25 protein-coding genes are annotated in these 24,403 nt (G+C 65.3%); 21 read left to right on the top strand and 4 right to left on the bottom strand.

Annotated elements, in window-relative coordinates:
* Positions 1-111: 111 nt before the first annotated feature.
* The 21 genes from U5O44_RS03750 to U5O44_RS03850 all read left to right on the top strand — a co-directional run bounded on the left by U5O44_RS03750 (position 112) and on the right by U5O44_RS03850 (position 20,857).
* Positions 112-456 carry a hypothetical protein gene (locus U5O44_RS03750; RefSeq protein WP_322587132.1) on the top strand — a complete coding sequence of 115 codons (345 nt, stop codon included), beginning with the start codon at positions 112-114 and terminating at the stop codon, positions 454-456.
* Positions 457-484: 28 nt separating this feature from the next.
* Entirely contained in the window at positions 485-784 is a 300-nt protein-coding gene (gene traL / locus U5O44_RS03755) for a type IV conjugative transfer system protein TraL (RefSeq protein WP_322587133.1), read from the top strand.
* A 35-nt stretch (positions 785-819) separates the two neighbouring features.
* Positions 820-1,383, top strand: coding sequence for a type IV conjugative transfer system protein TraE (gene traE / locus U5O44_RS03760; RefSeq protein WP_322587134.1), 564 nt, complete (start codon positions 820-822; stop codon positions 1,381-1,383).
* Complete coding sequence (locus U5O44_RS03765; protein WP_322587135.1) at positions 1,373-2,230, top strand: type-F conjugative transfer system secretin TraK; 858 nt, start codon at positions 1,373-1,375, stop codon at positions 2,228-2,230. Before traE ends, U5O44_RS03765 begins: the two co-directional genes overlap by 11 nt.
* The gene (locus U5O44_RS03770) at positions 2,227-2,709 is read left to right on the top strand and encodes a hypothetical protein (RefSeq protein WP_322587136.1); all 483 of its coding nucleotides are present in this window, start codon (positions 2,227-2,229) and stop codon (positions 2,707-2,709) included. The genes U5O44_RS03765 and U5O44_RS03770 overlap by 4 nt, the downstream gene beginning before the upstream one ends.
* Positions 2,710-2,793: 84 nt before the next feature.
* Entirely contained in the window at positions 2,794-4,119 is a 1,326-nt protein-coding gene (locus U5O44_RS03775; RefSeq protein ID WP_322588457.1) for an IS4 family transposase, read from the top strand.
* Positions 4,120-4,432: 313 nt separating this feature from the next.
* Positions 4,433-5,119, top strand: a complete 687-nt coding sequence (locus tag U5O44_RS03780; RefSeq protein ID WP_322587137.1) for a TraB/VirB10 family protein — start codon at positions 4,433-4,435, stop codon at positions 5,117-5,119.
* Complete coding sequence (locus tag U5O44_RS03785; protein WP_322587138.1) at positions 5,106-5,912, top strand: DsbC family protein; 807 nt, start codon at positions 5,106-5,108, stop codon at positions 5,910-5,912. The genes U5O44_RS03780 and U5O44_RS03785 overlap by 14 nt, the downstream gene beginning before the upstream one ends.
* Positions 5,909-6,559: a TraV family lipoprotein gene (locus tag U5O44_RS03790; RefSeq protein WP_322587139.1), complete on the top strand. Its 651-nt coding sequence runs from the start codon at positions 5,909-5,911 to the stop codon at positions 6,557-6,559. Before U5O44_RS03785 ends, U5O44_RS03790 begins: the two co-directional genes overlap by 4 nt.
* A 10-nt stretch (positions 6,560-6,569) precedes the next feature.
* The gene (gene traC, locus U5O44_RS03795; protein WP_322587140.1) at positions 6,570-9,146 is read left to right on the top strand and encodes a type IV secretion system protein TraC; all 2,577 of its coding nucleotides are present in this window, start codon (positions 6,570-6,572) and stop codon (positions 9,144-9,146) included.
* 32 nt (positions 9,147-9,178) lie between these two features.
* Entirely contained in the window at positions 9,179-9,511 is a 333-nt protein-coding gene (locus tag U5O44_RS03800) for a hypothetical protein (protein ID WP_322587141.1), read from the top strand.
* Positions 9,508-10,098: a conjugative transfer signal peptidase TraF gene (gene traF / locus U5O44_RS03805; protein ID WP_322587142.1), complete on the top strand. Its 591-nt coding sequence runs from the start codon at positions 9,508-9,510 to the stop codon at positions 10,096-10,098. The genes U5O44_RS03800 and traF (U5O44_RS03805) overlap by 4 nt, the downstream gene beginning before the upstream one ends.
* Before the next feature lie 11 nt (positions 10,099-10,109).
* A complete protein-coding gene (locus U5O44_RS03810; RefSeq protein ID WP_322587143.1) occupies positions 10,110-10,484 on the top strand; it encodes a hypothetical protein in 375 nt (124 codons plus the stop codon).
* The gene (gene traW / locus U5O44_RS03815) at positions 10,481-11,119 is read left to right on the top strand and encodes a type-F conjugative transfer system protein TraW (RefSeq protein ID WP_322587144.1); all 639 of its coding nucleotides are present in this window, start codon (positions 10,481-10,483) and stop codon (positions 11,117-11,119) included. Before U5O44_RS03810 ends, traW begins: the two co-directional genes overlap by 4 nt.
* Positions 11,120-11,166: 47 nt before the next feature.
* Positions 11,167-12,150: a conjugal transfer pilus assembly protein TraU gene (traU, locus tag U5O44_RS03820; protein WP_416222153.1), complete on the top strand. Its 984-nt coding sequence runs from the start codon at positions 11,167-11,169 to the stop codon at positions 12,148-12,150.
* A gap of 85 nt (positions 12,151-12,235) precedes the next feature.
* On the top strand, positions 12,236-12,895 hold the full coding sequence (gene trbC, locus U5O44_RS03825; protein WP_322587145.1) for a type-F conjugative transfer system pilin assembly protein TrbC: 660 nt from the start codon (positions 12,236-12,238) through the stop codon (positions 12,893-12,895).
* Positions 12,896-12,908: 13 nt separating this feature from the next.
* Complete coding sequence (traN, locus tag U5O44_RS03830; protein WP_322587146.1) at positions 12,909-15,317, top strand: type-F conjugative transfer system mating-pair stabilization protein TraN; 2,409 nt, start codon at positions 12,909-12,911, stop codon at positions 15,315-15,317.
* Positions 15,314-15,685 carry a hypothetical protein gene (locus U5O44_RS03835; RefSeq protein WP_322587147.1) on the top strand — a complete coding sequence of 124 codons (372 nt, stop codon included), beginning with the start codon at positions 15,314-15,316 and terminating at the stop codon, positions 15,683-15,685. Before traN ends, U5O44_RS03835 begins: the two co-directional genes overlap by 4 nt.
* A gap of 11 nt (positions 15,686-15,696) precedes the next feature.
* Positions 15,697-16,572 carry a conjugal transfer protein TraF gene (gene traF / locus U5O44_RS03840; RefSeq protein WP_322587148.1) on the top strand — a complete coding sequence of 292 codons (876 nt, stop codon included), beginning with the start codon at positions 15,697-15,699 and terminating at the stop codon, positions 16,570-16,572.
* 60 nt (positions 16,573-16,632) lie between these two features.
* Entirely contained in the window at positions 16,633-18,033 is a 1,401-nt protein-coding gene (locus U5O44_RS03845; RefSeq protein WP_322587149.1) for a conjugal transfer protein TraH, read from the top strand.
* A gap of 34 nt (positions 18,034-18,067) precedes the next feature.
* Positions 18,068-20,857 carry a conjugal transfer protein TraG N-terminal domain-containing protein gene (locus U5O44_RS03850; protein WP_322587150.1) on the top strand — a complete coding sequence of 930 codons (2,790 nt, stop codon included), beginning with the start codon at positions 18,068-18,070 and terminating at the stop codon, positions 20,855-20,857.
* Here the strand turns inward: U5O44_RS03850 and U5O44_RS03855 are convergent, their stop codons facing one another.
* From U5O44_RS03855 to U5O44_RS03870, 4 genes are all read right to left on the bottom strand, one after another.
* On the bottom strand, positions 20,858-21,181 hold the full coding sequence (locus U5O44_RS03855; protein ID WP_322587151.1) for a hypothetical protein: 324 nt from the start codon (positions 21,179-21,181) through the stop codon (positions 20,858-20,860). It abuts the gene before it with no gap.
* 145 nt (positions 21,182-21,326) lie between these two features.
* Complete coding sequence (locus tag U5O44_RS03860) at positions 21,327-22,238, bottom strand: nucleotidyl transferase AbiEii/AbiGii toxin family protein (RefSeq protein WP_322587152.1); 912 nt, start codon at positions 22,236-22,238, stop codon at positions 21,327-21,329.
* Positions 22,231-22,989 carry a type IV toxin-antitoxin system AbiEi family antitoxin domain-containing protein gene (locus U5O44_RS03865; RefSeq protein WP_322587153.1) on the bottom strand — a complete coding sequence of 253 codons (759 nt, stop codon included), beginning with the start codon at positions 22,987-22,989 and terminating at the stop codon, positions 22,231-22,233. The genes U5O44_RS03860 and U5O44_RS03865 overlap by 8 nt, the downstream gene beginning before the upstream one ends.
* Positions 22,990-23,087: 98 nt before the next feature.
* Positions 23,088-24,362, bottom strand: a complete 1,275-nt coding sequence (locus U5O44_RS03870) for a tyrosine-type recombinase/integrase (protein ID WP_322587154.1) — start codon at positions 24,360-24,362, stop codon at positions 23,088-23,090.
* Between the last annotated feature and the right edge of the window lie 41 nt (positions 24,363-24,403).

Raw genomic sequence — 24,403 nt, forward strand, 5'->3', positions numbered from 1 at the left:
GCGCCCTGCACCGATGTCCAGCGACGGGCGACTGCCCCCGGTCGCCCGATGCCGACTTGTTTTCCCCGCCTGCGTCAGGCCATGACGTTCCTTTCGACCCTGGAGACTTCGATGACCACTGCCACCCTTCGCCCTCTCACCGTCAACCGCAAGCCGTTTGCAGCCTTCTCGCTGCTGATGCTGCTTGTCGCCGGCCTGGGCCTGGCCCTGCCGGGCTATGCACTCGACCTCGTGGCCTTCACCGGCATCACCGGGCCAATGACCTCGGCGCTCACCCAGATCTCCGCGCTGGGGCCGGGCATCAAGGCCCTCGTTGGCTTCGTCGGGTTTGTGGTCGCGTTGATCTCACTGTCCGCGCTGCGCAACTTCGGACCGGTGCTCTTCTACGTCGGCCTCGCGATCTTCGCAGCGGTGGGCCTGGTGATCGCCGGCGCGATCATGGGCGCGGTCGTCTGACGCGGCCCGCGCAGGCAGGGAGCACGGCATGCAAGCCGACACCTACATCCCGCGTCGCCTCGACGACACCTGGAAGATCGGCTTCTGGGACATCGACGTCGCAGCGCCCGTGCTTTTCTGCTTCTTCGTCGGCTACATGTCCGGCACCAAGCTGGCCTTCGCCGTCTGCGCTGCCATCGGCATCTCGCTGTCGCGCTGGATCGCGCGCATCAAGGCCGACAAGCACCCGGCTTTCGCGATGCACTGGCTGTACTGGCACCTGCCGCCCAGCCCGCTGACAGCGATGCGTGCCACGCCGCCCTCGTATATCCGCCGCATGGTCGGCTGAACGCAGACCGAACCTGTACACCCGGAGCACTACCCATGGACTTCGAACGGCTCAACAGCGACATCAAGGAGATGCGGCGGCGCAACCGCAGCCTGGGGCTCACGGTGGGTGCCCTGGCCGTCGGCCATGTCGTGGCCCTGATCGTGATCCTCAACCTGATCGGCACCGTGCGCACCGTGATCGTGCCGCCCTCGATCGACAAGTCCTTCTGGGTCAGCCGAGACAAGGCGAGCAGCGAGTACCTGGAACAGATGGGCAGCTTCATCGCCTGGCTGGTGCTGGATGTGACGCCCTCGTCGATCGACTGGAAGAAGGGTGTGCTGCTGGGCTATGTCGAACCGGGCCAGTACGGCGCGCTGAAGACAAGGCAGGAAGTCGAAGCGGAGCGACTGAAGCGCATCAATGCCAGCACGCTCTTCATGCCTCAGCAGTTGGTGCCGAGCGAAGACGCGCAGACCGTCGTCGTGCGCGGGCGGCTGCGCACGCTGGTCAACGGTTTCGAGACCGGCAACGACCTGAAGGCCTACCTGGTCGAGTTCAGCTTCAACGGCGCGCGCATGCACCTCAAGACCTTCAAGGAGCTTCCCAATGCGAACTGAAGTCGAAGCGTGCGGCCTTGCAGGTGTGCTGCATCCGGCTGCGGCGCTGGCAGCCGCGCTGCTCTTCACAGCCGGCCCGGCGCACGCGCTGCAAGTCATCGATGCGCGCGACGGCGTGTCGGTCGAAGCGATCCTGTCGATCAAGGAGCCGACGCGCATCCGCATCGAGGGCGCGCCGATCACGGACGTGTTCGGCAACATCTATTCGAGCAATTGCGGCAACGCGGTGGCTGCGGCTCCGATGGCCAACGGCATGAGCCCCAGCCCAGCTAACCCGGCCAGCCCCGCGATCAACCCCGCGGGCGAGGTCGTTCTCGAATGCGACCGCGACAAGGGCGAGGTCTACATCCGTCCTGTCGGCACGTCGGCCAAGCCGGTCAACCTGTTCGTGTCCTCGGCGCAGGCGACCTACACGCTGTTGCTGCGCCGCTCCGACACACCCGCAGACACCATCGTCATCCGCGACTCGTCGGCCCGTCAGATCAGGCCGGAGTCCTCGCCCCAGGGACCACTCGGTACGTCGGCAAACCATGTGCGTGCGATGAAAGCGATGCTGGTCGCAATGGCCTCCGACCGGGTGCCTCCCGACGTCCGCGTCGATGAGGTCAACCGCCCCGTGCCTCTATGGGCCGAGGCGAAGTTCTCTCTGATGCGCCGCTACGAAGGCCGCGGTTTCCTCGGCGAGAAGTACCTCCTGCAAAACATCAGCCCGACCGTGATGGTGCTCTCCGAGCAGGAGTTCGACCGCGAGGACGGCAACGTCACCGGCGTGGCCATCGAGAACCACAACCTGCGGCCCGGCGAAACGACCAACGTCTTCGTCATTCGGCGAGGGAGTGCGCGATGAACAACCCCTTCGCCTGGCGCACAGGCGGCAGTGCTGCCGGCAGCAGCAACGCCAACGGTGCTGTCAATGGCCGCGTGCGTGGCCTGCTCGAACGCCTGTCGCCTAGGCAGCGTCAGTACGCCACGCTCGTTGCGATCCTCGTCTGCGGCGTCGGACTGCTGTGGTTGATCTTCGCGCTCACCGACACGCGGTCGCGAGCCGCGGATGCGAAGGCCGCCGGCAACGGCACGCCGAGCGCTGTCACCAACATCGGCGTGATGCCGCCGGGCCAGCAAGTGAACCCGGTGGATCAGTGGGTCGGCACGGCCGGCCGCAAGCTGGCGCAGTACGAAAGCGAGCGCGATGAGCAGACGCGGCTCAACAAGGATCGGCAGGCCTTCGAGGCTCAGACCATGAAGCGCTTCGCCGAGTTGGAGCAGAGGCTCACGTCAGCCAGTCAGACGCATCCCTTTCAAGGTGAGTCCCCCCAGAGTCGGTAAGCTGCAGGAAGGAAAGGCCAACAGGAGACTGAGATCTGGGAAGCGGTGATTGAGCGGTTCGAGCAGCAGACGCCGGCGAGCGTGATGGCGCGCATGGTTCTGGAGGAGGCGCTGCCGGCGCAGTGGATCGACGAGGTGTTCGAGGCGCACCGCGGGCAGCAGTACGCCAGGACGCTGATGTTCTCGACGGTGGTGGAGTTGATGACACTGGTGACGCTGGGGCTGAGGCCGTCGCTGCACGCGGCGGCCATGCAGAGCCGAAGTTTGCCGGTGTCGCTGGCGGCGCTGTACGGGAAGGTCAGCGGGACGAGGCCGGAGTTGCTCAGGGCGCTGGTGCAGGGCAGCGCGCAGCGGCTGGGGCCGGTGATGGGCAGCCTGGACAGGCCGAGGAGTTTGCCGGGGTGGAGGCTGAGGGTGGTGGACGGCAACCACCTGGGGCGCAGCGAGAAGAGGCTGGGGGTGTTGCGTGGTCGGCGTGGCGCGGCGCTGCCGGGGCACGCGCTGGTGGTGTACGACCCGGACGAGGCGCTGGTGCGGGATCTGGTGGCGTGCGAAGACGCGTACGAGAGCGAGCGGGTGGGGGTGATGCCGCTGGTGGCGGGGGCCGAGCCCGGGGATCTGTGGGTGGCCGACAGCCACTTCTGCACGCGCGCACTGCTGCAGGGCTGGCAGGACGCGGCGGCGAGCTTCATCGTGCGTGAGCATGGGCGCCACCCGAGGGTGGGCGAACGCGGGGCGTGGAGCGAGGCGGTGCGCATGGACACGGGCTGTGTGCGGGAGTGCGCCATCACGCTGCGGGCCGTGCGCGGGCAGGCACAGCCCTGCACGCCGTGGCGCTGCATCGAGATCGAGCTGGACGAGCCCACCGAGTCGGGCCGCACGACACTGAGGCTGTGGAGCAATCTGCCCGCGACGGTGGAGGCGACCACGATCGCTGCGCTGTACCGCAAGCGCTGGCGCATCGAGGGCCTGTTCGGGCGGCTGGAGTCGGTGCTCGACAGCGAGATCAAGACCCTGGGGCACCCGCGCGCGGCGCTGCTCGGGTTCACCGTGGCGGTGCTGGCCTACAACGTCCTGGCGCTGCTGCAGGCGGTGATCGAGCAGGCGCACCGGCCCGCCCTGCCCGAGCTGGAGGTCTCCACCTTCCATCTGGCGCAGCACGTCAAGCAGGGCTTCGAGGGCCTGCTCGTGGCGGTGCCGGCCCAGTGCTGGTCCGATCGGGCCGAGCCTTCGCCCGAACGCCTGGCGCGGCGCCTGCTGGAGCTGGCCATGCACCTGCCGGCCAAGAAGCTCGCCACGGCCAAGCGCGGGCCCAAGGTGGCCGCCTCCAAGGGTTGGGTCGATGGCCGAACTGCCCGATCTCATTTCTCCACCGCTCGACTTCTCAAGGCTTCCGGGCGATCACCTTGAAAGGGATGCCAGTCAGACGGCGAACGCCCAGCCGGTACCCGCCCCTCCTCCGGTGCAGGCTCCTGCCGCCCCGGCGATGCCGCCGGCAGCAAGCCTCCCGCCACCGCCACCCCCGAGGACATCACCCGTCGGCGGCATGCCACCAGGTGACCCCGGGATGGGCTTGCCTGCCCCGCAGCTACTCAGTTCGGCACCGACGTTGACTCGTATCACCCTGGTCGATCGCGCCAAGCCATCGAGCGCTGCTGCGCCGGGAACGACCGCCTCGCCAGATGCTTCGCGAGAAGCGCGCACAGTTTCGACCTTCCTGCCGGTGAGCTTCACCCGAGGCACCCTGCTCGGCGGCCTGGACGCGCCGACGGGTGGACAGTCTCAGTCCAACCCACACCCTGTGCTGATCCGGCTGTCCGACAACTCGGTGCTGCCCAACCGCTTCCGCGGCGAGTACCGCGACTGCTTCGTAATTGCCGCCGGCTACGGCGACATCAGCTCCGAGCGCGCTTATCTGCGCACCGAAAACCTGTCTTGCGTGCGAGCCGACGGCGCCACGCTGGAGGTCAAGATCCAGGGCAGCGTGTACGGCGAAGACGGCAAGGTCGGCATGCGCGGCCGGCTTGTCACCAAGCAAGGCCAGATGCTCGCCAACGCACTGCTGGCCGGTGTGGTCAGCGGCATCGGCCAGGGCCTGGCCACCTCGTCCACGACTTACAGCACCTCGGCGCTCGGGACCATCGCGAGCGCCTCCGGCGGCGACGCCTACAAGGCAGGCCTCGGCACCGGCGTCGGCAAGGCACTGGACCGCCTCGCCCAGTACTACATCAAGCTGGCCGAGAACACCTTCCCGGTGATCGAGGTCGATGCCGGCCGCGAAATCGACGTGGTCATCACCAAGGGTGTGCGCATCGACGTGCCGATGTCGGCGGACGCCCAGCGCTCGACCACCACCGCACCCTCTCCCGACGACCGCTACACAAAGGTGTCCGACGATGAAACCTATTGAACTCACCTGCCCGTTGCGGCGTCATGCGATGGCCGCCGCGTTGGTCATAGTGGTCGTTGCCGCCGCGATGCCCGCCGCGGCTGCCACCAGGGACGAAGCACGCCTGCTGGCCGCGTTGCGGAGGGCCAACCCGGGCACGCAGTTCACGCAGGTGTTGCGTTCGCCGGTCGATGGCCTCTACGAAGTCTGGATGAACGGCAACGTCGCCTACGTCTCGGCCAGGCAGCCGCGCTACTTCGTCTTCGGCCGCGTGTTTGACACGCAGACCATGAAAGACCTGACCGGACCCAAGCTGGCGATGATGGCCCGGTCGTCGCCAACCGCGGCCATGGCGGTTGCGACGGCGCCGGCGAACGTGTTCTTCGACGAGTTGCCGCTGGCCGACGCGATCAAGACCGTGCGCGGCAGCGGGCAACGCAAGGTTGTGGTGTTCAGCGACCCGGCCTGCGGCTACTGCAAACAGCTCGAACCCGAACTCGCCAAGCTCGACAACGTCACGGTCTACACCTTCCTCGTGCCCTTCCAAGGCGAGGCCAAACCGATTGCCATCTGGTGTGCGGCCGACCGGGAGCAAGCGTGGCACCGGTACATGCTGCAGGGCGACGCGGCGGCACTGAACGGCCCCGCAGCTTGCGATCACCCGATCGAGCGCAACTTCGCGCTCGCGCGCCGCCTCGGTGTGCAGGGAACGCCCACCCTGGTCTGGGCCGATGGGAGCCGCACCGAAGGCTACGTCGATCACAGCGTCATCGAGGCCCGGCTGACTCAGGCCGGTGCGGGAGCGCAGCCGTGAGCGCCGACCTTCGCACGCGGCCGCGCCGCGTTTGCTCAGCGCTAAAGGGCTTGTGCATCGCGCTTCCCTTCACGCTCATCGGCTGCACCAGCCTGTCGGGCCTGAGCGGGAGTTCCGACTACGCCTGCAAGGCGCCCGAAGGCGTCACCTGCGATTCGGTCTCCGGCACCTACGCCAACGCGATCCAAAACAATCTGCCGAGCCAACGCGCACGGCGTCCGGCCGGTGCCGGTCCAGGTGATGGTCCTGCCCCGATGCGCGGCTCTGCCCCGGCCCCAGCATCTGCAGCGTCGGCCGCGACGATGACGACACCCGTATCGCTCGCATCCCCGCTGCGCTCGTCGGCTCGCATCCTGCGCCTGTGGTTCAAACCCTGGGAGGACGCTGACCGCGACCTTTACGACCAGGGCTACGTCTACGTACAGATCGACGCCGGCCGGTGGCTTGTCGACCACGCGCAGCGCCAGATTCGCGACGCCTACGCACCGCTGCGCCCGCCTCCGAAGAACGTCAAATCTTCGACCGTGGAGGGCAAGGACGCAACGCCGGCGCAGATGTCGCAGCGACCAGTACCGCCGCAACGGCCGACGACCGAGTTCGACTCCTTGCTGCCGCCGCTCCCTGCCCCCGCCGAGAGCACCGACTGAGAGCACCCCCATGCGCACCCTCGACACAGCGGCAACGATGCCGCCACGCCCCACGCTGGCCCGTCCCAGCCTCTTCGAAACCCTGGGCCTCGGCGCCACGCCCGACACACCCGCCGAGCAGTTCGCTGCCTGGCTCCCCTACTCCGCCTACCTCGCCACCGAGAAGCTCTTCGTCAATCGGGACAGTCTGGGTTTCATGCTGGAGGTGATGCCGCAGTCGGGTGCTGACGAACGCATGGCCGAGGTGCTGATCTCGCTGTACTCGAACTGCCCGGCCGCCACCGGCATCCAGTTCCACCTGTTCGCCTCGCCGCATATCCGCGACCAGTTGCGTCAATACGCCAACCTGCGTGTCGAAGACGAGGATCAAGCGGAGAAGGCCAAACGCTGGGGCCGGCCTGCGCGCAACGAGAACCTGTTCCGCACACTGGCACGGCAACGTACCGGCCACTTGTTGCAGGGCGCGCAGTCCTCGCTGACGTCGGGCTTCCACTACACGCTGCGCGACTTCCGGCTGATGATGAGCGTCACGCTGCCTGGCGACGCGGAAGACCTGAACCGGCGCGATGAGCTGTTGGCGATGCGCGAATCGATGTCGTCCACGCTGCGATCGGCGTCGCTTCCCAATCGCGTCTGCGATGCGGCGGACCTGATCAACTGGTGCGCGCTGTTCACCAACCCGGACCGCATCTCGCAGACCGACGCACCGGACCTGCACTACGACGATGGCCGCGAGCTGCGCGACCAGATCGTCGACTTCGACACCATCCAGGACCCCACGCCCAGCGGCCTGCGCTTGTGGAAGGAGAGCGGTGACGACGTGCTGGAGGCGCGCTTCTATTCGATCAAGTCCTTCCCCGAACGCTTCTCGCTTTGGCAGATGGGCTCGCTGATCGGCGACCTGATGCAGCCGGCGCTGCAGTACAGCGCACCCTTCCTGCTGACGATGGGCGTGCATGTGCTCGACCCGAACGCCACCAAGGCCACCATCACCGCGAACCACGTTCGCGCCACGCAGAACGCCAAAAGCAAGATGGCCGACGTGATGCCCGACGTGGGCAAGAAGCTGCAGGACTGGACGGCCGCGGCCCATGCGATCGACACCGGCGGCAGCCTGGTGAGCCTGTACCACCAGCTCGCGATCTTCTCGCCGCCGGGGAAGGCGGTGTCCGCCCACGAAACCGCCAACGCGATCTGGCGCGGCCGGGGCTTCCAGCTCAACGCCGACGTCTACATGCACCGTCAGGCACTGTTGGCCAGCCTGCCGATGACGCTGTCGGAGAGGTTCCACCGCGACCTGGCCAAGATGCGCCGCGTCTCGCGCAAGACCATGGCCAATGCCATCCACCTGGCGCCGTTGATCGCCGAGTGGCGCGGCACACGCACGCCGGCGCTGGTCTTCGGCGGCCGCCGTGGCCAGCTGATGACGCTGGACATCTTCGACAACGACCTGGGCAACTACAACTTTGCGATCATCGGCGCGCCGGGCTCGGGCAAGTCGGTGTTGATGAACGAGATGGCCTGGTCCTACCGCGCCATCAACGCCAAAGTCTGGATGCTGGACCTGGGCCGCAGTTTCGAGAAGCTGTGCCGCAAGGCCAAGGGCACCTACATCGAGTTCAAGCCCGATGTGGACATCTGCCTGAACCCGTTCTCCAACATCGTCGACATCAACGAAGACATCGACATGCTGGTGCCGGCGATCTCGAAGATGTGCTCGATGCAGCGCGCCCTCGACGAGGTTCAGTACAAGGCGATCTCGGCGATGGTGCTCAAGCTGTTCCGCCAGCACGGCAACGACCTGACCATCACCGGCCTGCGTGACGCCTTCAAGGGCGGGACGATCGAAGAGCTGGGCGTCCTCAACGACCCGCGCATCAAGGACCTGGCGATCATGCTGAACCCCTATGCGAAGGGGGGCCAGTACGAGCGCTTTTTCGATGGCCGCAGCAATGTCGACTTCAGCAATGACTTCATCGTCATCGAGAACGAGGAACTGAAACGCCGGCCCGACCTGCATGCGGTCGTCAACATCCTGCTGCTGCATCAGATCACCGGCGAGATGTACCTGACGCGCAATCGGCGCAAGGTGCTGTTCATCGACGAACTCAAGCAGCAACTCGGTGACATCGGCGCGGACGATCCGGTCAAAGCTGCAGTCGTCGAGGAAGCAGCGCGACGTGCCCGCAAGTACGGCGGTTCGCTCGGCACGGCAACGCAAAGCGCCGACGACTACTACGGCTCGGCGCAGATGGAGGCGGCGTTCAACTGCTCGGACTGGGTGTTTCTGCTGCGGCAGAAGCCCGAGTCCATCGAGATGCTCGACCGCAAAGGCCGGCTCACGATGGACGAGCCAAAGAAGCGCTTGCTGAATTCGCTGCGCACCGAGGCCGGTGCGTACTCCGAGCTGTACATCTCGTCGCCGGTCGGTGAAGGCGTGGCCCGCAACATTCTCGATCCGGCAACCCACCTGCTGTTCTCCAACAAGATGGAGGACAACGCACCGATCGACGAGCTGCGCGCGCAGGGCCTGAGCATCGACGAAGCCATCACCGAGCTGCTTCGACGCCGAGGGCACACGGTATGAAGCCGCCTGTCGTTCAGTTTCTGGCGCACACGATGTTCACGCTGTTCATCGTCGCCGGTTCGATGTTGTTCTACGACCGCGCCGTGGTGCGGCCGGCCCAGCGCGTCGGCATGGTCGATGTGGCCGAGGTCTACCGGCAGAAGGAAGCCGAGTTCACCTTGCTGCTCACGAAGACCAGCTCCGAGGACGATCGGCAGAAGGCCTTGCTGATGGCGCGCGCCTTTGCGCAACGTCTGCCCGCCGCGCTTGAAGAACTGCCGCGTGACTGCGACTGCCTGGTGGTGCTCAAGAGCGCTGTCGCCGGGCCGACACCGCATACCGTGGACCTTACCGCCCAACTGCGCAGGAAGGTGGACACGCCATGATCGCCGAGACTGTTCCCACCATTGACCCGTCGGTGCCCCTCGGTCGGCTGCAGCGCGCCGTTGCGTCGTTCAGCGACTTTCTGCGGCACATGCGTCGGCGCTGGTACCTGTACCTGCCGGTGTTCGCGATCTGGAGCCTGGCCTACGCGCGGCTTTTCGTCGATCCGACACCGCGCGTTCCGGTGGTCTTCAACTGGACGCCGAGCCTGCCATATCGGGTGGCACTGGTGCATGCCGTACCGGCGGCCTTGCATCGCGGCGACTACATTGTGTTTGCGTTCGCGGGCGACGCGCAGACCGACTACCCGGGCCTGCGCGGCCAGCCGTTCTTCAAGATCGTGCGTGGCCTGCCGGGCGACGCGGTCACGGTGGCTGACCGTGTCGTTGCCGTCAACGGCGAGCCGGTCGGGCTGGCGAAGGCCCGAGCCTACGACCACCGTGCGCTGGAGCCGATAAAGCCGACCGTCATTCCGCCGGGCCACTACTACGTGCAGGGCACGAGCCCGGACAGCTTTGACTCGCGCTACCGCAGCAGCGGGCTGGTTCGCGCCGAGCAGGTCATCGGCGTCGTGCAGCCCTTGTTCTGACGGTGTTCACCATGCGCAGCGCTCCGATCGTCGCCGCCCTTGCCCTCGCCGCTGGCCTCGTGGTCAGCGGATCGAGTGCCCAGACCGCCAGCGGCGCCACTCCCACGGCGGCGGACGACGTCCCGATGGACGATTACCTTGGCCTGCTGGCCCAGATCTCGCCGGCTGCGCGCGAGGGCGCGGAGGGCTATCTGCAGGCCTTCCAGCGGCGCTGTGGCCGTGCGCTCACGACGCAGGAGCTGCGGCGCGCCGTGTCGGACGGCGATGGCGATCCGGTCCTGATGGGCATGATTCGCGCGAACCACCCGAGCCAACAGGCCGAGCGCGACGTCACGCTGCAACAGCTCGCGCAGCGCGTTCGCTGTGACCAACGGAGCGGTCGATGAAGCCGCTTCGGTCGTTCGTCTTCGGTGCCGCGGTGCTCATCGAGATGTGGGGCCACGCAGCGCACGCCGAAGACCTCGGAACCATCGGCCCGACCTATGCGATCAGCGAGCCGAATCTGCTGGCCTTCATCGAGCAGCGCCTGCGTGAGAAGGAGCGCAGCGGCGAACTGACCCGACTCGAAGCGCAAGCCCGGGCGCGTGGCACCGAGGCCGTCACGCAGCCCAAACCGGTCACTGGGGTGCGCGCCACCGAGACCGCACGCAGCTTCTACTTCGACCCGAGTTTCACGCTGGACCGCAACATCCTTGACGCGCAGGGCCATCTGCTGTTCGCGGCCGGGCTGCGAAAAAACCCGCTCGAGGTCGTCTCGCTGTCCAAGCACCTGCTGTTCTTCGATGCACGGGATCGTCGCCAGGTGGCCCGCGCCCGCGAGCTGATCGCCAGCTATCAGGGCAAGGTGAAGCCGATCCTCACGGCAGGCTCCTACCTGGACCTGATGAAGTCGTGGCGCACGCCCGTCTACTACGACCAGCAAGGCGTCCTGGTTCGCCGCTTCGGCATCACGCAAGTGCCTGCGCTCGTGTCGCAGGAAGGCATGCGCCTGCGCATCGACGAGTTGGAGGTCGCGAAGTGAACTGCGTCCTGATCCTGCTGCGCCGGCTGGTCGCGTGGTCGGTCGCGCTGCTGGTCGCGCTGCACGCCTTGTCGAGCAACGCCGCCGACAGCATCACCTGCACCGGCGCCTTCCCCAACCCCATCACCGACATCTGCTGGAGCTGCATCCTGCCGATCAGCATCGGCAGCGCCCGCATCGCCAACGTCGGCGACCAGGAGGACATCGACAACCCGAGCAGCCCCGTGTGCAGTTGCGGCGTCAACCCGACCATTGGCATATCGGTCGGCTTCTGGGAACCGGCGCGCCACGTCGAGGTGGTGCGCAAGCCCTTCTGTCTCGTCTCGCTGGGCGGCGTCGATCTCGATCCAGGGATCGCTGCGCCCGCTGCCGCGCGCTACACACGGGCCGAGGGGGACGGGGACGGTGGCAGCTTCTATCAGGCGCACTTCTACGTGAACCCCGTCCTTTACTGGCTCGACGTCGTGGCGGATTTTCCGTGCCTGGAGCGCGGCTCGTTCGACCTGGCCTACCTGACCGAAGTCGACCCGTTGTGGAACGACGATGAGCTGACGTTGATCCTGAACCCGGATGCCGTGCTGTTCGCCAACCCGGTGGCGGTCGCCGCGTGCGCGGCCGACTGTGTGGCAGCGTCACTCGGCTTCGGCATCAAGGAGATGTTCTGGTGCGCCGGCTGCCAGGGTGGCATTTATCCGCTCGACGGCCAGGTGCCGTATCACATGGGTGGCGTGCGCACCGCCGCGCTGGTGGCCCAGCGCCTGACCGCCAAGATGCACCGCGAGTTGCTCGCCTGGGGCTGGCACGGCACGCCGGGGCTGTGCGGGCCGTACTTCGCGCCGGTGATGGACAAGACCGCCTACAAAACCCAGCTCACCTACCCGGTCCCGAGCACTGGCAAGGAAGGCGGCAAGTGCTGCCAGCCCTTCGGGCGCACCACCGTCACCTGGGGTGCGGGCAAGGAGTACCCGGTACGAGGTGAGGACTTCGCGTTCATGTTGTTCAGGAAGAGGAACTGCTGTGTGGGCTACTAACTTCCTCTGCCGCCACGGCGCGTTGTTGGCCAGCGCGGCTGTGCTGCTCTGTAGCGCCGGCGCTCGCTCGCAACCAGCACCCACGGTGACCGAAGGTGACATCGAACGTGCCCGGCGCGCGCAACCGACGATCACCGAGAAGGACATGGAGCGGGCGCGGAAGACCAATCGCATGCCAACCGATGCGGAGCTGGGCCGTGTGCCGATATCGGGAAGCCCGAAGATCGACGCCCTGCCGCAACCCCGGTTCTCTGCACCGATCGACCTGGAAGCGCTCGCCAAGGGCTACGCCTCCCAGAGCGATGCGATGTCGCAGGCGCAAGGCCTCGTGTCGGGCCCGGGCTTGCTGGTCTTCGTCAGCCTGTCAATGCCCGAAGCCACGCTGCAGCGCCTCGTCGATCAGGCCGCACGTGCCAAGGCCTCGGTCGTGATCCGGGGTTTGGTCAACGGGTCAATCCGCGACACGGCTTCGCGGGTGCAGGGCTTGATCGGCCAACGCCAGGTTGCCGTACAAATCGACCCACAGGCCTTCGACCGCTACACCATCGACCGGGTGCCGAGCTTTGTACTGGTGCGTGACGGCACGCGCGCCACGGCGTGCGCAACTGGCCTGTGCGTGCCGTCCGATGGATTCGTGCGTGCAGCAGGCGACGTGAGTCTGGGCTACGCGCTGGAACACATGCAGCGTGCTGCGCCGCGCTTCGCGAAGGATGCCAATGGCTTCCTGAAGCGGCTCAAGGGATAGAGGAGAGCCCCGCATGTTCTGCTCCAACGGCAGCCGCCTCATCGTCTGGTTCACGCTCTTCTGCTTCGTCACGACGCAGACGGCCGCCATCGCCGGTCCGCATGACGAGGGTACTGCCGCCGGGCAAGCCGCCAATCCGGTCATTCGCGGCACGGTCAACACACCGAGCGCCACGGCCAACGTGCCGGGTTACACCACGACCCCGCCCGAGAGGGCGTACTACGGCCAGCCCGACCTGGCAGCGCAGGGCAACGCGCGATTGACGCTGTGCGCCACGATGCCGAACGACCCGGTGTGTCAGGCACAGCGCGGTGCGCTGAATTCGGCCAACACGCCGCGGCCGGCCATCGGCGCGAACGATCCTGCGGTGGCAGCCGCGCGTGGCATCACGCGCAGCCCTTCGAGTGTGCTGGACGATCTGGCCTCGTACTACAGCGGCTGCACCACGTCGACGACGAGCCTGCCCGCGACCACACAGGCACGCACCTGCCTGCGCTACCAGGGCGTCGGTAACTACAGCTGCTCGCGCACGCTGAGCGTGGCCATCGCGCGCTCGACCAACTGCACGCCAGGCGACTGGTTCGCCCATGCCGGTTCGGGCAGCGCGGGGCTGGACGCGCAATGCGTGCCGGACCGGCCCGATACGGCCCAGCATTTCCGGGTGACGCAGGGCGGCTCGCCGTTGAGCTTCTTCGACGTGGACATGACGACTCCCGTGGTCTTTCCAGAGATGGTGGCGGTACTGGGAACCAGCTACTCCGGCATGACCGGGCTGCCGATCCGCACCGGCGTATGGGTTGCCGACAAGTCCTGCGCCGGCACCACCTGCAGCCTGACGGCGATGATCGCGGCGGAGAGCCAGGAGACCTGCACGGGGAGCGGCGACTCCGGCTACACCTGCACCACGGTCGAGCCCTTCCTCAAGCGCTACGCCGCCTGTCGCGCCGGCACCCAAAGCGGCGACAACATCCAGGACTCGGTCTGCTCCGGCGACAGCGGCTGCACGACGACCGTGCTGGATGGCACCAAGTGCTACGCCCCGTCCGGTGGGCGGACACCCTACACCGGCATCGACATCACCGGCACAGTGCCGGGCAACTACTGGAACATCGACGCGGACCGCGCCGTGGTCGGCTGGGATGTGAACCCGGCGTTCGGCCCGATTCCGACCATGCGGCTCAGCTACCTGAAGGCGCTGACCAGCGTCGCTGCGACCGATCGATGGGATGACCAGTGCCCCGCCCTGGTCGCCGGCGGTCGCTGCACCGTCAACACCGCAGCCATCTGCGCCGACGGTCCCGGCGCCAAGGTTGTCGATGGCGTCACCGTCACCCGTGACTGCTGGCAGTACGACAGCACGATGTCCTGCAGCAGTGCGGCGCCGGCAGACCAGTGCGCACCATTGGCGGCGAGCGGCTGCACGCCGACGGCGTCGGCTTGCAAGCAGGCCAACGCCGTGAGCGGCCTGTGCGAAGTCTACGAGGACACCTACACCTGCGCGGTGCCGGCCCAGACCGTCACCAGCGGCAGCAACTGCCCCTCGAACGTGTTTTGCCTGCAGGGCAATTGCTTCGATATCAGCCATACGAACGACGCCGATTTCGCCCGCAGCATGTCGATGCTGGAGGCCGCGCGCGAGGCCGGGGTGTATCTCGACACCAACCGCATGCAGGTGTTCAAGGGCGAGGCCAACAGCTGCCGAGACCGGCTGCTGAAGAACTGCTGCTACTCCGACGGCGCCGGTGCGGGCATGACCAACCAGAGTCTGTTCGGCACCGGTTCGCGCCTGGTCTACGACGTGCTGATGAACTCGGAGAACCGGGAGTTCCTGTACCAGGGCATGTCGGCGCTGCTGACGAGCGGCGGCTTCAGTGGCTCCTTCACGAGCTACGGTGTCACCGTCGCGGTCAATGGCACGGCGCTTCCCGCAGGCTCGTCAGTGCTTTACGCGGGCGACAGCCTCGTCGTCGCATTCGACCCCTGGTCGCTGGTCATCGCGATCATCATCTACATCATTCTGTCGATGATGTCGTGCAACGAGGAAGAGGGAAAGCTCGCGATGAAGGAAGGTGCCGGCCTCTGTCACGGAGTTGGCACCTGGTGCTCATCGTGTTTCAGGGTCCTCGGCGTCTGCGTTTCATGTGTCGAACACAGAACCGGCAAGTGCTGCTTCAACAGCAAGCTGGCGCGCATCGTCAACGAGCAGGGCCGCGTGCAGGTCGGCAAGGGCTGGGGCAGCGGCGAGAACCCGGACTGCTCGGGCTTCACGATCGCGCAGTTGCAAAGCCTCAACTTCGCGGCGATGGACCTCACGGAGTTTTATGCGTCCATCGTGCCGACTCTACCGAACCTGGGCGCAATCCAGACAGGCAACAGCGGCAAGGTGCCGAACTGTTACTACGGACAGGGACGGTGCCAATGAAGTCGATCCTGGTCATCATGCTGGGCGCCGTCGCGCTGCAATGCGCCGCCCAGGCCTCCGAGCGCGCTCCAGTGACCGACGCACGACCGCTGATGCTGGCCGCGCTCCGATCTGCCAACGGGCAGGCGCACGGCCTGTTGACCGGCGACATCGCCGACGCGATCAGCAAGCGCTTCTCGGCGACCACGCCGATCTTCATCGACGTCACCACCGAGAAGCGCTACCGCCAGGCTGGATGCAGTCGCCTGAAGCTGAGTTTCTGGCAGGACGGTGTGCTGCTGCCCGGCGCCAAAGCACCGCGCAAGCAGACCATCGAGTTCGGCATCAACTACTGCCTTGACGGCATGCCGCCGAAGTCACTGAGCTGAAGGGCACAGCCATGCAACGCCATCTCTTCGCCCCCATCCTCGCCGCGGCCGTCACGATGTTGCTTTGCTGGCTCCCCTCCGAGACGCGCGCGCAGGATGTTGGACGCAGAGACGGTGCCAGCTCGCAGACCGCTCCGTATTGGTCTGACACCTGGCGTGGCTGGCACTTCTACGAAGAGCCAGACGCTGAGGAAATGCCGGCGGTGCCGCCGAAGGCATCGATACCGGCGCCGAAGCCAGCGCCAGCCAAGGCCCCGGAGCTGATCGAGTTCGAGCGCCTGCAGAAGGCCGTCGAGTCCTACCGCAACATTGCGATCATGCGGCCGACCGAGGCCAACGTGCGCCGCTACATGGAACTGGAATCTAAGGTGGTGGCGCGTGCGTCCTACTTCGCCGACGTTGCGCAGCGTGTGGCGTGGGCCACACCCGAACTGGACCCGACGCTTCAAGGCCGCCCGGTGAACGCCAAGGCGCTGGAGGTCTTCGACCGCGAGCAGATGTCCGGGCGCTCGCAGTCGATCAGCGCCCTCGGCAAGGACCATGTGCTGTTCTTTTTCTTCCGTGGCGACTGCCCGTACTGCCATGCCTTCGCGCCGACGCTCGGCGCGTTCGAGGCGCGGCACGGCATCAAGGTCGTGGCAATCAGCGTCGACGGCGGATCGATACCGGGCTTCGCGGATGCACGGCGCGACAACGGAATCGCGAGCACCTTGAAGGTGACGCAGGTTCCCGCCGTCTACCTGGCCCAGCCCTTCACGGGAAAGATCACACCGATCGGCTTTGGTGTGCTGTCAGAGGCCGAACTGGTCGAGCGCATCGCCACGGTCGCGACGCCGGCCGCCGAAGCCATGTTGCCCGCCGCGAGCCGGCACGTTTCTCTTCAGTAGGAGCAGGTCATGGTTCCACGTTTGCCAAATCAGCCTTTGAAGAAGGCCGGTGCCGTCCTGATGGCCGCACTGCTCGTGGTCTCACCGCTGCCGCTGCGCGCAGGAGACCTCAACGCCGAGGTGAACAACATGTTCAACAGCCTGGGTGCCATCGGCAACTACACCGCACCGGGTGCCTTCCGCGGACAGACCTTCAACACCTACACCGGCGGCAGCCTTTTCATGCGTTCGCCGAACAAGGTCTATCAGCTCGCCGCCATCCAGTTCCCAAGCGCCAAGGCGGGCTGTGGCGGCATCGACGTGTTCGGTGGCTCGTTCTCGCACATCTCGGCCACCGAGTTCAAGAACATGCTGAGAAACATCACAGCCGCGTTGCCGGGCATCGCCTTCCAGCTCGCATTGGAGGCGGTCTCGCCACTGCTGGGCGGCTTGACCAAGTGGGCCAAGGGTCTGGAGACCTGGATCAACAACGCGCGCATCAACTCTTGCGAAACGGCGAAGGCCATCGTCAGCACCGCGGCCGAGGCCACTGGCTACAGCTCGCAGGAAACCTGCGCCGACCTCGCCGTCGAAATGGGGTTGGAGAGCGACCGCGATGCGGCCCGCCGACGTTGCGCGACCGACCGGCCGAGCATCCTGGCCTCTGCGCGTTCCTCGGGCGACCCGAACGTGAAGAACAAGGCCCCCTTCGTCGGCAACCTGACCTGGAAGGCGTTGCAGTACACCGGCGTCGCACTCGACGATTCCGAGCGCGAGCTGGTCATGAGCATGGTCGGCACGATCATCTACCACCCCGAAGAGGACGGGCGCGACCCTGAACCCATCGCACCGACGCTCACGTCGATCAGTCAGCTGCTTTACGGGCAGGCCGCTGCGGCCGGGACCAATGTGACGCAGCACCTGCTCAAGTGCAACGACTACACGAACTGCGATGTCGTGACGCTGAACACGGCCTACACGCACACGCCGTTCACAGCGAAGGTCGAGACACTCATGCGCTCGATCGCCGACAAGATCGCCACGCGCACGGCGATCCCGAACAACTCGGCCGAGGTGGGGTTTGTGAACCAGACCACCGAACCGGTCTACAAGATGCTGTCGGTGGGCTCGACCATCCCTGGTTCCGGCCTGGCTGACAGCCTGATCGCGCAGTATCGCGACGTGATCGCCGCCGACTATGCCTACGTATTCCTGGAGCGCAACCTGCGCCTCGGCATGGCGGCGCTGGACAAGGATTTTCAGCTCCAGCAAACGCAGCGCGACCAGGCGCACCAGGTCCGCCAACGCGCGCAAGCAATGCTTCAGCAGATCTCGCAGGAGAAGAACCTGCTGTACCAGAAGGTGGGGTCGTACCGCGCCGTGTCCAGCCATCTGGAACAGCTCGAACGGCAGCTGCGGTCCAGCATGCCGCAGCATGTGATGGACATGCTCGGGCAGCAGGCCGCGCACATGACCCGCTGAGCGCCAGCAGCAGGACGCCACCGGGACAGCCGCCATGTGGGAGATCTACGCTTACCAGAACGCGGACAGCCTGTTCGGAATCTTCAATGCGGCCGCGGCCATCAACGCGTCAAGCGACTACCTGGCCGCCGTGGCGGCGGTGGCGTTCTGCGGCTTCGTCGCGGCCCTGATCGCCTATGCCTTCGCGCCTGAGAAGTTGCAAGGATGGAAGTGGCTCGCCACCGTGTTGCTGGTCTTCTCGGTGCTGATCGTTCCCAAGGTCACCGTCGGCATCGTCGACAAGACGGGCGGCGCTCCGGTCAAGGTGGTGAGCAACGTGCCCTTCGGCGTGGCGATGCTCGGCAGCGTGACCAGCACCATCGGCCACACGCTCACGGGCCTCTTCGAGACCGCGTTCCAGGTCATCCCAGGTGTTGGCGGATTGCCCAGCGAGCTGACCTACGAGAAGAACGGCCTGATGTTCGGCAACCGCCTGATTCGCGAGACCGGCAAGGTGGTGTTCCAGGACCCGAACTTCCGCACCGACCTGATCAACTTCATCAACAACTGCACGATGTACGACCTGATCGACGGCACGATCAGTCCGTCAGTCTTTTCCAGTTCTGGCGATGTCTGGCCCCTCATGGCGACGCCGAACCCGGCGCGGTTCAGCACGGTCACCAACGCCGGTGGCGTAGATGTGGACACTTGCCCGAACATCTACACCAGCCTGAACGGCCGGTTGCCGGCTCAGATCACGCGAATCCAGGGACAACTCGCGTTCCAGTTGAACCCGACGTTGCCGGGCGCGGTGGCGGCTGGCGTGATCGCGACCCAGATCCAGCAGGCTTACTTCAAGAACAGTATCGCCGATGCTTCTGCCACCGCTGCCGATCTGATCCGACAGAACGCGGTGCTCAACGCGATCAACGACACCAGCACGATCATCGGCCAGAAGGTCAACGATCCAGCGGCGATGGTGCTGGCCGTTGGTCGAGCGCAGGCGGTGGCTCAGCAGAACGCGGCATGGCTCAACTACGGCAAGGTTGCGGAGCAGGCACTGCCCGTGTTCCGCAACGTCATCGAAGCGTTGACGTATGCCCTCTTCCCGCTGCTGGTGCTGCTGCTCTTGCTGACCAGCGGACGCGAAACGATGATCGCCTTCAAAGGCTACGCGGCCATTCTGATCTGGATTCAACTGTGGCCGCCGCTGTATGCGGTACTGAACTACATGGCTTCGATCTACGCCGCCTACGACCTGGCCGCCGCGGCCGACCTGGGCACCGGGACCAAGGCCTTGTCGCTTCAGACCGCGTCGACGATCTACTCCGACGCGATCTCGGGCGAGGCCATCGTGGGCTACCTGGCCATCAGCATTCCGTTCATCGCCTGGGCGGCACTAAAGCGGATGGAGAACTTCGGCACGGCACTGGTGGGCGGGCTGTCGGGATTGCAGGGCACGCTGTCGGGCAGCACGGGTTCGGCCGCGACCGGCAACGTGAGCCTGGGCAACGTCGCGATGGACCAGATGCAGTTGGCGCCGAATCGGACGTCAGCGTTCATGAGGAGCATGCAGAACGATCTGAGCGGGAACACGTTTTCGTCGAACGCACTGACGGGGCGCACGGCGGTCAGCTTGTTGCGGAATCAGGGGTTCGCGTCGCGGGTGGTGTCGATGCGGGTGAGCGAGCAGGATGTGACGGAAGCGAGTCGGCAGGCCGATAGTGCGCGCAGCGAGGCGGTGTCAGCAGGCCAGCAGCGTTCTGCCGTGCTCACCGAGGCCTTCAATCGCGGGGTCGCCAAGATGCGCTCAGTGCGAAGTTCGTCCGGGTCAACTTCCAGCAGCTTCGAACAACTCGGCGAGACGATGAACAGGCTGGACCAGATCACGCGCGGAGTGTCCGACAGCACCGGGCTCTCACAGTCTCAAGTCGCCAGCATCGCCTTTGGGGCAGCCGCACATCTTGGCCTGGGCGCGCCGTCCATCGGCCCACTGTCAGCCGGTGCTTCCGTGAAGGCAGATTCGGGGAAGAGCTACCAGTCGGGCTTGTCTGCTGAGGAGCGCAAAGTCTTGGGTTCGATGACCAGCGATCAGATCGCGGAATTCAAGCAGTTCGGTGACCGCGTGTCGCGGGACGCTACTTTCAGCAACGCTGTCGGCAACGATTCACGCGAAGCTCGGGAGCTGGCTTCACGGCTCGCGACAACCGCCTCTCGTTCCGAACGAGCGGACGCCAGCTTCGCGGAGCGCACCGCGCTTGCCGAGCGTTTGTCGTCGGCTCGCGAACACGGTGAAGTCTTGTCGATTGACATCGCCCAGGATCCGCACAACCTGGAGATGTTCATGCGCTACGCCGAGCGGTACGGCGGCAACAGCGCAGCTGCGGCCGCCATGTTCGACGCCGAAATCGCTCGCCAGGGATTGCGACCCACCCGCGTCTTCTCGAACGGGTCGGCCTTGCCAAGCTCGTTTGAAAGCTTGCGTCGTCAACATACGGCCGAGGCCCGTGAGCCAGCCTTCAATCCCGATCTCGACGGGACTGGTCGCGAGCATCGACGCCAAGTTGCCCGCTTCGGCAACACGGCACCGATCGCCGAGAAACCTTCATCGGCCTCGCCGCTGCGCAACGAGGTCCAAACCAAGGCCGCCGAAATACGCCATCAAGCCGAAGTGTCCCGGGAGAGCTTTGATTCCAAAGCCGACGTCGTCCCAACTTCTGACGGAACTCTCGCATCGAAGAAATCGCTGCTGAAGCAGACTGCCAAGCAGGTCGGGAGCGATGCTGGCGCGTCAATCGACGTGGCCAAGGAGGCCGTCAAGGATCTGTTCAAGAAGAAACCCTGATCAGTCCTGCCGATCCGGATCGAACATGTGGTGATCAGGTTCCGCATTCGGTGGCTTCATGAACGGCGGATGGCCCTTGTCGCGCCAGTAGTTGCGATCTCGATCCTTCGCAGTCGTGCCCTGCCCATACGCATCGTCAGACTCAAACGTCTGCGGCGAGCGAGATCGTCTACCCGTGCTGGTCAACGCTCCACCCAGCACTGTGCCGACGACAGAGCCGATCGTCATCATCACTGCCTTGACGCCCCAGTTGTCATGCAGGGCAGTGAACAGCCCGACGGCCGCGCCGACCACGATGAAAGAGATGAAGATGAGCTTTCGCATTCGCGGGTCCCCTCCCGACAGCCTACAGGCCTATCCATCACTTGCAAGGCTCAATGTGTCACTGCGTGCATGACACGGCAACTCCACGGCGAAGGCACCCTGGTTCCGGCTGGTTTTGATGGAATCTGGTCCCCCGTTGGCGCGATCACAACCTGTCGTCCAAGGCGCGGGCCTGGCGTTCGAAGTCATCAGGCCGACGCTTCTGAAAAGTGTGCAGGTTGGCCAGCTTCCAGCGCAAGGCCGGCAACTCTGCTGCATGGGCACATTTCAGCAGGGCCCAATCGGGGTGCGCTCGCGCGAGTCCACTCAGAAATTTGCGGTGGTCGTTGGTCAGTCGTTGCTGCAACTCCGTGCGCAGGCGCGCACGCGTCGACAGCAAGGTGTCAAGGCTGACAGGCTCGGTCGTCATGCCCACGAAGTTGTTCTGATATTCGCCGGTGATGTCCTTCTCGCTACCGAACAGCACCTCATGGGTCGGACGGTTGTGCCCGGCCAGATAGGTCACGAAGCATTCGAGCACGGCATCAGAGAGCCCATCGCTATGGAACATCTGCCAGACATCGAACAGATCACGCGGATGCTGGCGGTCCATCGCCGCCACCAGTTTGCTGCCGTAGAGTTCGGCCGCGGCCAGCACGGGCAGTTCCATTTCTGCGCTGAACGTTTCGGCGGTCCTCGAGGTCAGCGCGCGTCGTTCGGTGGGCAGCACCGTGCCACGAAATACGGCGTTGACTTCGACTTTGACCTGGCACTGGGCGTTCTCGATCAGCAGCTTCGTGTCGCCAAGGTCTTTGGTGCTCACCTTGCGGGCGCTCAGACCAAGCTTGCCAAGACGTACCGCAACGGCATCCAGTTCATTGGCGATACCTGCCAGGGCCTGCTCGCGCGGCGTCTGCCATGGCATGTAGACCACGTCGATGTCCACCGACAGGCGCGGCATGTCACGCACGAAGAGATTGATGGCCGTCCCGCCCTTCATCGCAAAGACGTCGTTGGCGAACACGTCTGGCGCCACCTGCAACAGCAGGCGAACGGTGTCGGCGTAAACCTTATCCATGGGGCTTCAGCGTCAGCAGGGTGCCGTCTTTGAGACGCGTCATCCAGCGCTTGTCGCTGCCAACGGGGAGCGAGTAGCGTTGGCGAAATTCGTCCACGTCCACCAAGCTGGTCTCGCGCGCCCAGGTCAAGAACAGGCGCACGGTCTTCACGCTTGTGCAGCGGGTCAGTAGTTGTCCGAGCACGTCCTTGCGCAGGTTGCGCAGGCCATCAAACAGGTTGCGTGCCTCCTCCAGGCTTTGATGCGTACCCACCTCGTACAGCATTTCAAGGACCGCGCGTTCCGGCACGGAGACCTGCAGGCCATCCGGCAGTCCCGGCGGGACCGTCAGGCTCTTCGTGGCCAAGGCGTCGTCAGACCAGTCGAACAGTCGAGCCGACACGTAGCGGGCCGGAAAACGCGTGGTGAACCATGCCGGCACGTCAAAGCGTACCTCGCCCCACAACACCCACTGCTCGCGCGTAGCCAGGTTGTGCCGTACACCCTGCAGGGCCAATGCACTCTTGCCGCCGACGTGCAGGCCTGCCACGCGGCCTTGCAGGAGCTTGATGGCACCGTGCGCCTTCAACTCGTCTCCTGGGAAGGCATACACACCTTGCGCCAGCCGTATCAACCAGCCGCTGTCGGCATAGTGGGCGGCCAGCTTCGATGAGATCCCCAGGCGATCCAGTGCGCCCAGATCAAACGGCGCGCCGCGCGGCAGGTCGGACTGGAGCTTCTTGAGCAAGGAGTGCCTTGGATTTCCTGTCATGCTAGAAAAATATCACTTTTTCTAATCAATCGCAAGCAAGCCGATTAGATTTTTCGGCAGAACGGAGGTCCTTGTATGAATTGTTCGTCAATATCTAATCACTCATCTATACGAGCAGTCATCCCTCCGACCACGTGTCTCGCAACCGGCTCCTTGGCTGCGACAGTCTTGTCGCCGGCCTCGCAGTCCATCAGGAACTGGACCCAGGTCAGGAGGGCCTCGCAGCGTTCAGAGTAGTAGGTGTGCCGGTCGTAGATCCCCTCCACGCCTGTGAGCTTGTGGTTCAAGCACATCTCCGAGATGTCGCGCGGCACGCCGAGCGCGCGCATGTGTGACTTCATCGTGCTGCGCAGATCATGCGGCGTGAAGCGGCGCACCTTCGGCTGGTAGTGCGCGATCCAGTAGTCGATTGCCTCGCGCACGGTGTCCTTGCTCAGATGGGTGTCACCTCCGTTTCGCTCGGCGCGGCTGCGTGCCCTTGCCGGCAAGACGTAGTCCGACCGAGAGACGTAGGTTCGGAGCTCCTTGAACCAATCGATGAGCACTGCAGCGAGCGGCACGTCCATCGCGGGCCCTGTCTTGCTTGCGGGGATATGCCAAAAGGCCTCGTCGAGACGCACGTCTTTCCACCTGGCCGTGAAGAGCTCAGACCCGCGCACGCCCGTGCTCAGCAGAATGCGAATCGCCAGTGCGTTCGGCCGGCGCATCGGTGCGTTCAGCAGCAGGTGCAGTTCCTCGCGGGTCAGCATCAGACGCTTGCGGACCGGCGGTCTTGGCCCCAGCAACGCACTTATCAAAATCCCCACGCATGGGTTCGCGTTGATCAGCCGCTTGCCGCAGGCGTGGGTGAACAGGCACTTGGCCGTGATGTGCAGGAGGCTCGACTCGCCCCATGTGAGCTTGCAGTCCTCGATTAGGGCCACGATGTCACTGGATTCAACCTCGCGCACGCCGAGCGAACCGAACCTGTTTTCGATCCGCTTGAGGTGTCGCGAGTAGCAGACCCTCGTGCTCTTGGCCAGCGTGACGAGTACCTTCTCGCGGTAGTCCTTGATCAACTGACGGACCGTCCAATCCTTCGCGAGCGCGGCCTTCGCCTTGAGCCGCTCAGCGATCGGGTTCTTGCCTTGCGCAATTTCCGCCCGCTTGACCAGCGCCATCGTCCGGGCTTCGGACAGGCCGATGGCCGGATACGGACCCAAGGTCAACTCTGGGCGCCGCGTACCGTGTCGATACCGCAGTACCCACGCCGCATTGCCCGCCGCCGACAGCGTGAAGATCAGCCCGCCGCCGTCGGTCATCGACAGCGGCTTGCCCGCCTTGATCCATTGTTTGAGCTGCAGGTCAGAAAGCAGCCCACCTTTGCTAGCCATTTCGGATCTCCCGGTGCCGGAGGGGCAGCGGGCGAGTCGCC

This window comes from Sphaerotilus sp., assembly GCF_034519685.1.
GTDB lineage: Bacteria > Pseudomonadota > Gammaproteobacteria > Burkholderiales > Burkholderiaceae_C > Sphaerotilus.

Coding starts and splice junctions, on each gene's coding strand:
- traC (WP_322587140.1), top strand. CDS start 6,570: ATGCGCACCCTCGACACAGCGGCAACGATGCCGCCACGCCCCACGCTG.
- U5O44_RS03845 (WP_322587149.1), top strand. CDS start 16,633: ATGGCCGCACTGCTCGTGGTCTCACCGCTGCCGCTGCGCGCAGGAGAC.
- U5O44_RS03835 (WP_322587147.1), top strand. CDS start 15,314: ATGAAGTCGATCCTGGTCATCATGCTGGGCGCCGTCGCGCTGCAATGC.
- U5O44_RS03850 (WP_322587150.1), top strand. CDS start 18,068: ATGTGGGAGATCTACGCTTACCAGAACGCGGACAGCCTGTTCGGAATC.
- U5O44_RS03765 (WP_322587135.1), top strand. CDS start 1,373: ATGCGAACTGAAGTCGAAGCGTGCGGCCTTGCAGGTGTGCTGCATCCG.
- U5O44_RS03800 (WP_322587141.1), top strand. CDS start 9,179: ATGTTCACGCTGTTCATCGTCGCCGGTTCGATGTTGTTCTACGACCGC.
- traF (WP_322587148.1), top strand. CDS start 15,697: ATGCAACGCCATCTCTTCGCCCCCATCCTCGCCGCGGCCGTCACGATG.
- U5O44_RS03750 (WP_322587132.1), top strand. CDS start 112: ATGACCACTGCCACCCTTCGCCCTCTCACCGTCAACCGCAAGCCGTTT.
- traL (WP_322587133.1), top strand. CDS start 485: ATGCAAGCCGACACCTACATCCCGCGTCGCCTCGACGACACCTGGAAG.
- U5O44_RS03775 (WP_322588457.1), top strand. CDS start 2,794: ATGGCGCGCATGGTTCTGGAGGAGGCGCTGCCGGCGCAGTGGATCGAC.
- U5O44_RS03855 (WP_322587151.1), bottom strand. CDS start 21,181: ATGCGAAAGCTCATCTTCATCTCTTTCATCGTGGTCGGCGCGGCCGTC.
- U5O44_RS03770 (WP_322587136.1), top strand. CDS start 2,227: ATGAACAACCCCTTCGCCTGGCGCACAGGCGGCAGTGCTGCCGGCAGC.
- traE (WP_322587134.1), top strand. CDS start 820: ATGGACTTCGAACGGCTCAACAGCGACATCAAGGAGATGCGGCGGCGC.
- U5O44_RS03860 (WP_322587152.1), bottom strand. CDS start 22,238: ATGGATAAGGTTTACGCCGACACCGTTCGCCTGCTGTTGCAGGTGGCG.
- U5O44_RS03870 (WP_322587154.1), bottom strand. CDS start 24,362: ATGGCTAGCAAAGGTGGGCTGCTTTCTGACCTGCAGCTCAAACAATGG.
- traN (WP_322587146.1), top strand. CDS start 12,909: ATGTTCTGCTCCAACGGCAGCCGCCTCATCGTCTGGTTCACGCTCTTC.
- U5O44_RS03865 (WP_322587153.1), bottom strand. CDS start 22,989: ATGACAGGAAATCCAAGGCACTCCTTGCTCAAGAAGCTCCAGTCCGAC.
- U5O44_RS03785 (WP_322587138.1), top strand. CDS start 5,106: ATGAAACCTATTGAACTCACCTGCCCGTTGCGGCGTCATGCGATGGCC.
- traF (WP_322587142.1), top strand. CDS start 9,508: ATGATCGCCGAGACTGTTCCCACCATTGACCCGTCGGTGCCCCTCGGT.
- traW (WP_322587144.1), top strand. CDS start 10,481: ATGAAGCCGCTTCGGTCGTTCGTCTTCGGTGCCGCGGTGCTCATCGAG.
- U5O44_RS03810 (WP_322587143.1), top strand. CDS start 10,110: ATGCGCAGCGCTCCGATCGTCGCCGCCCTTGCCCTCGCCGCTGGCCTC.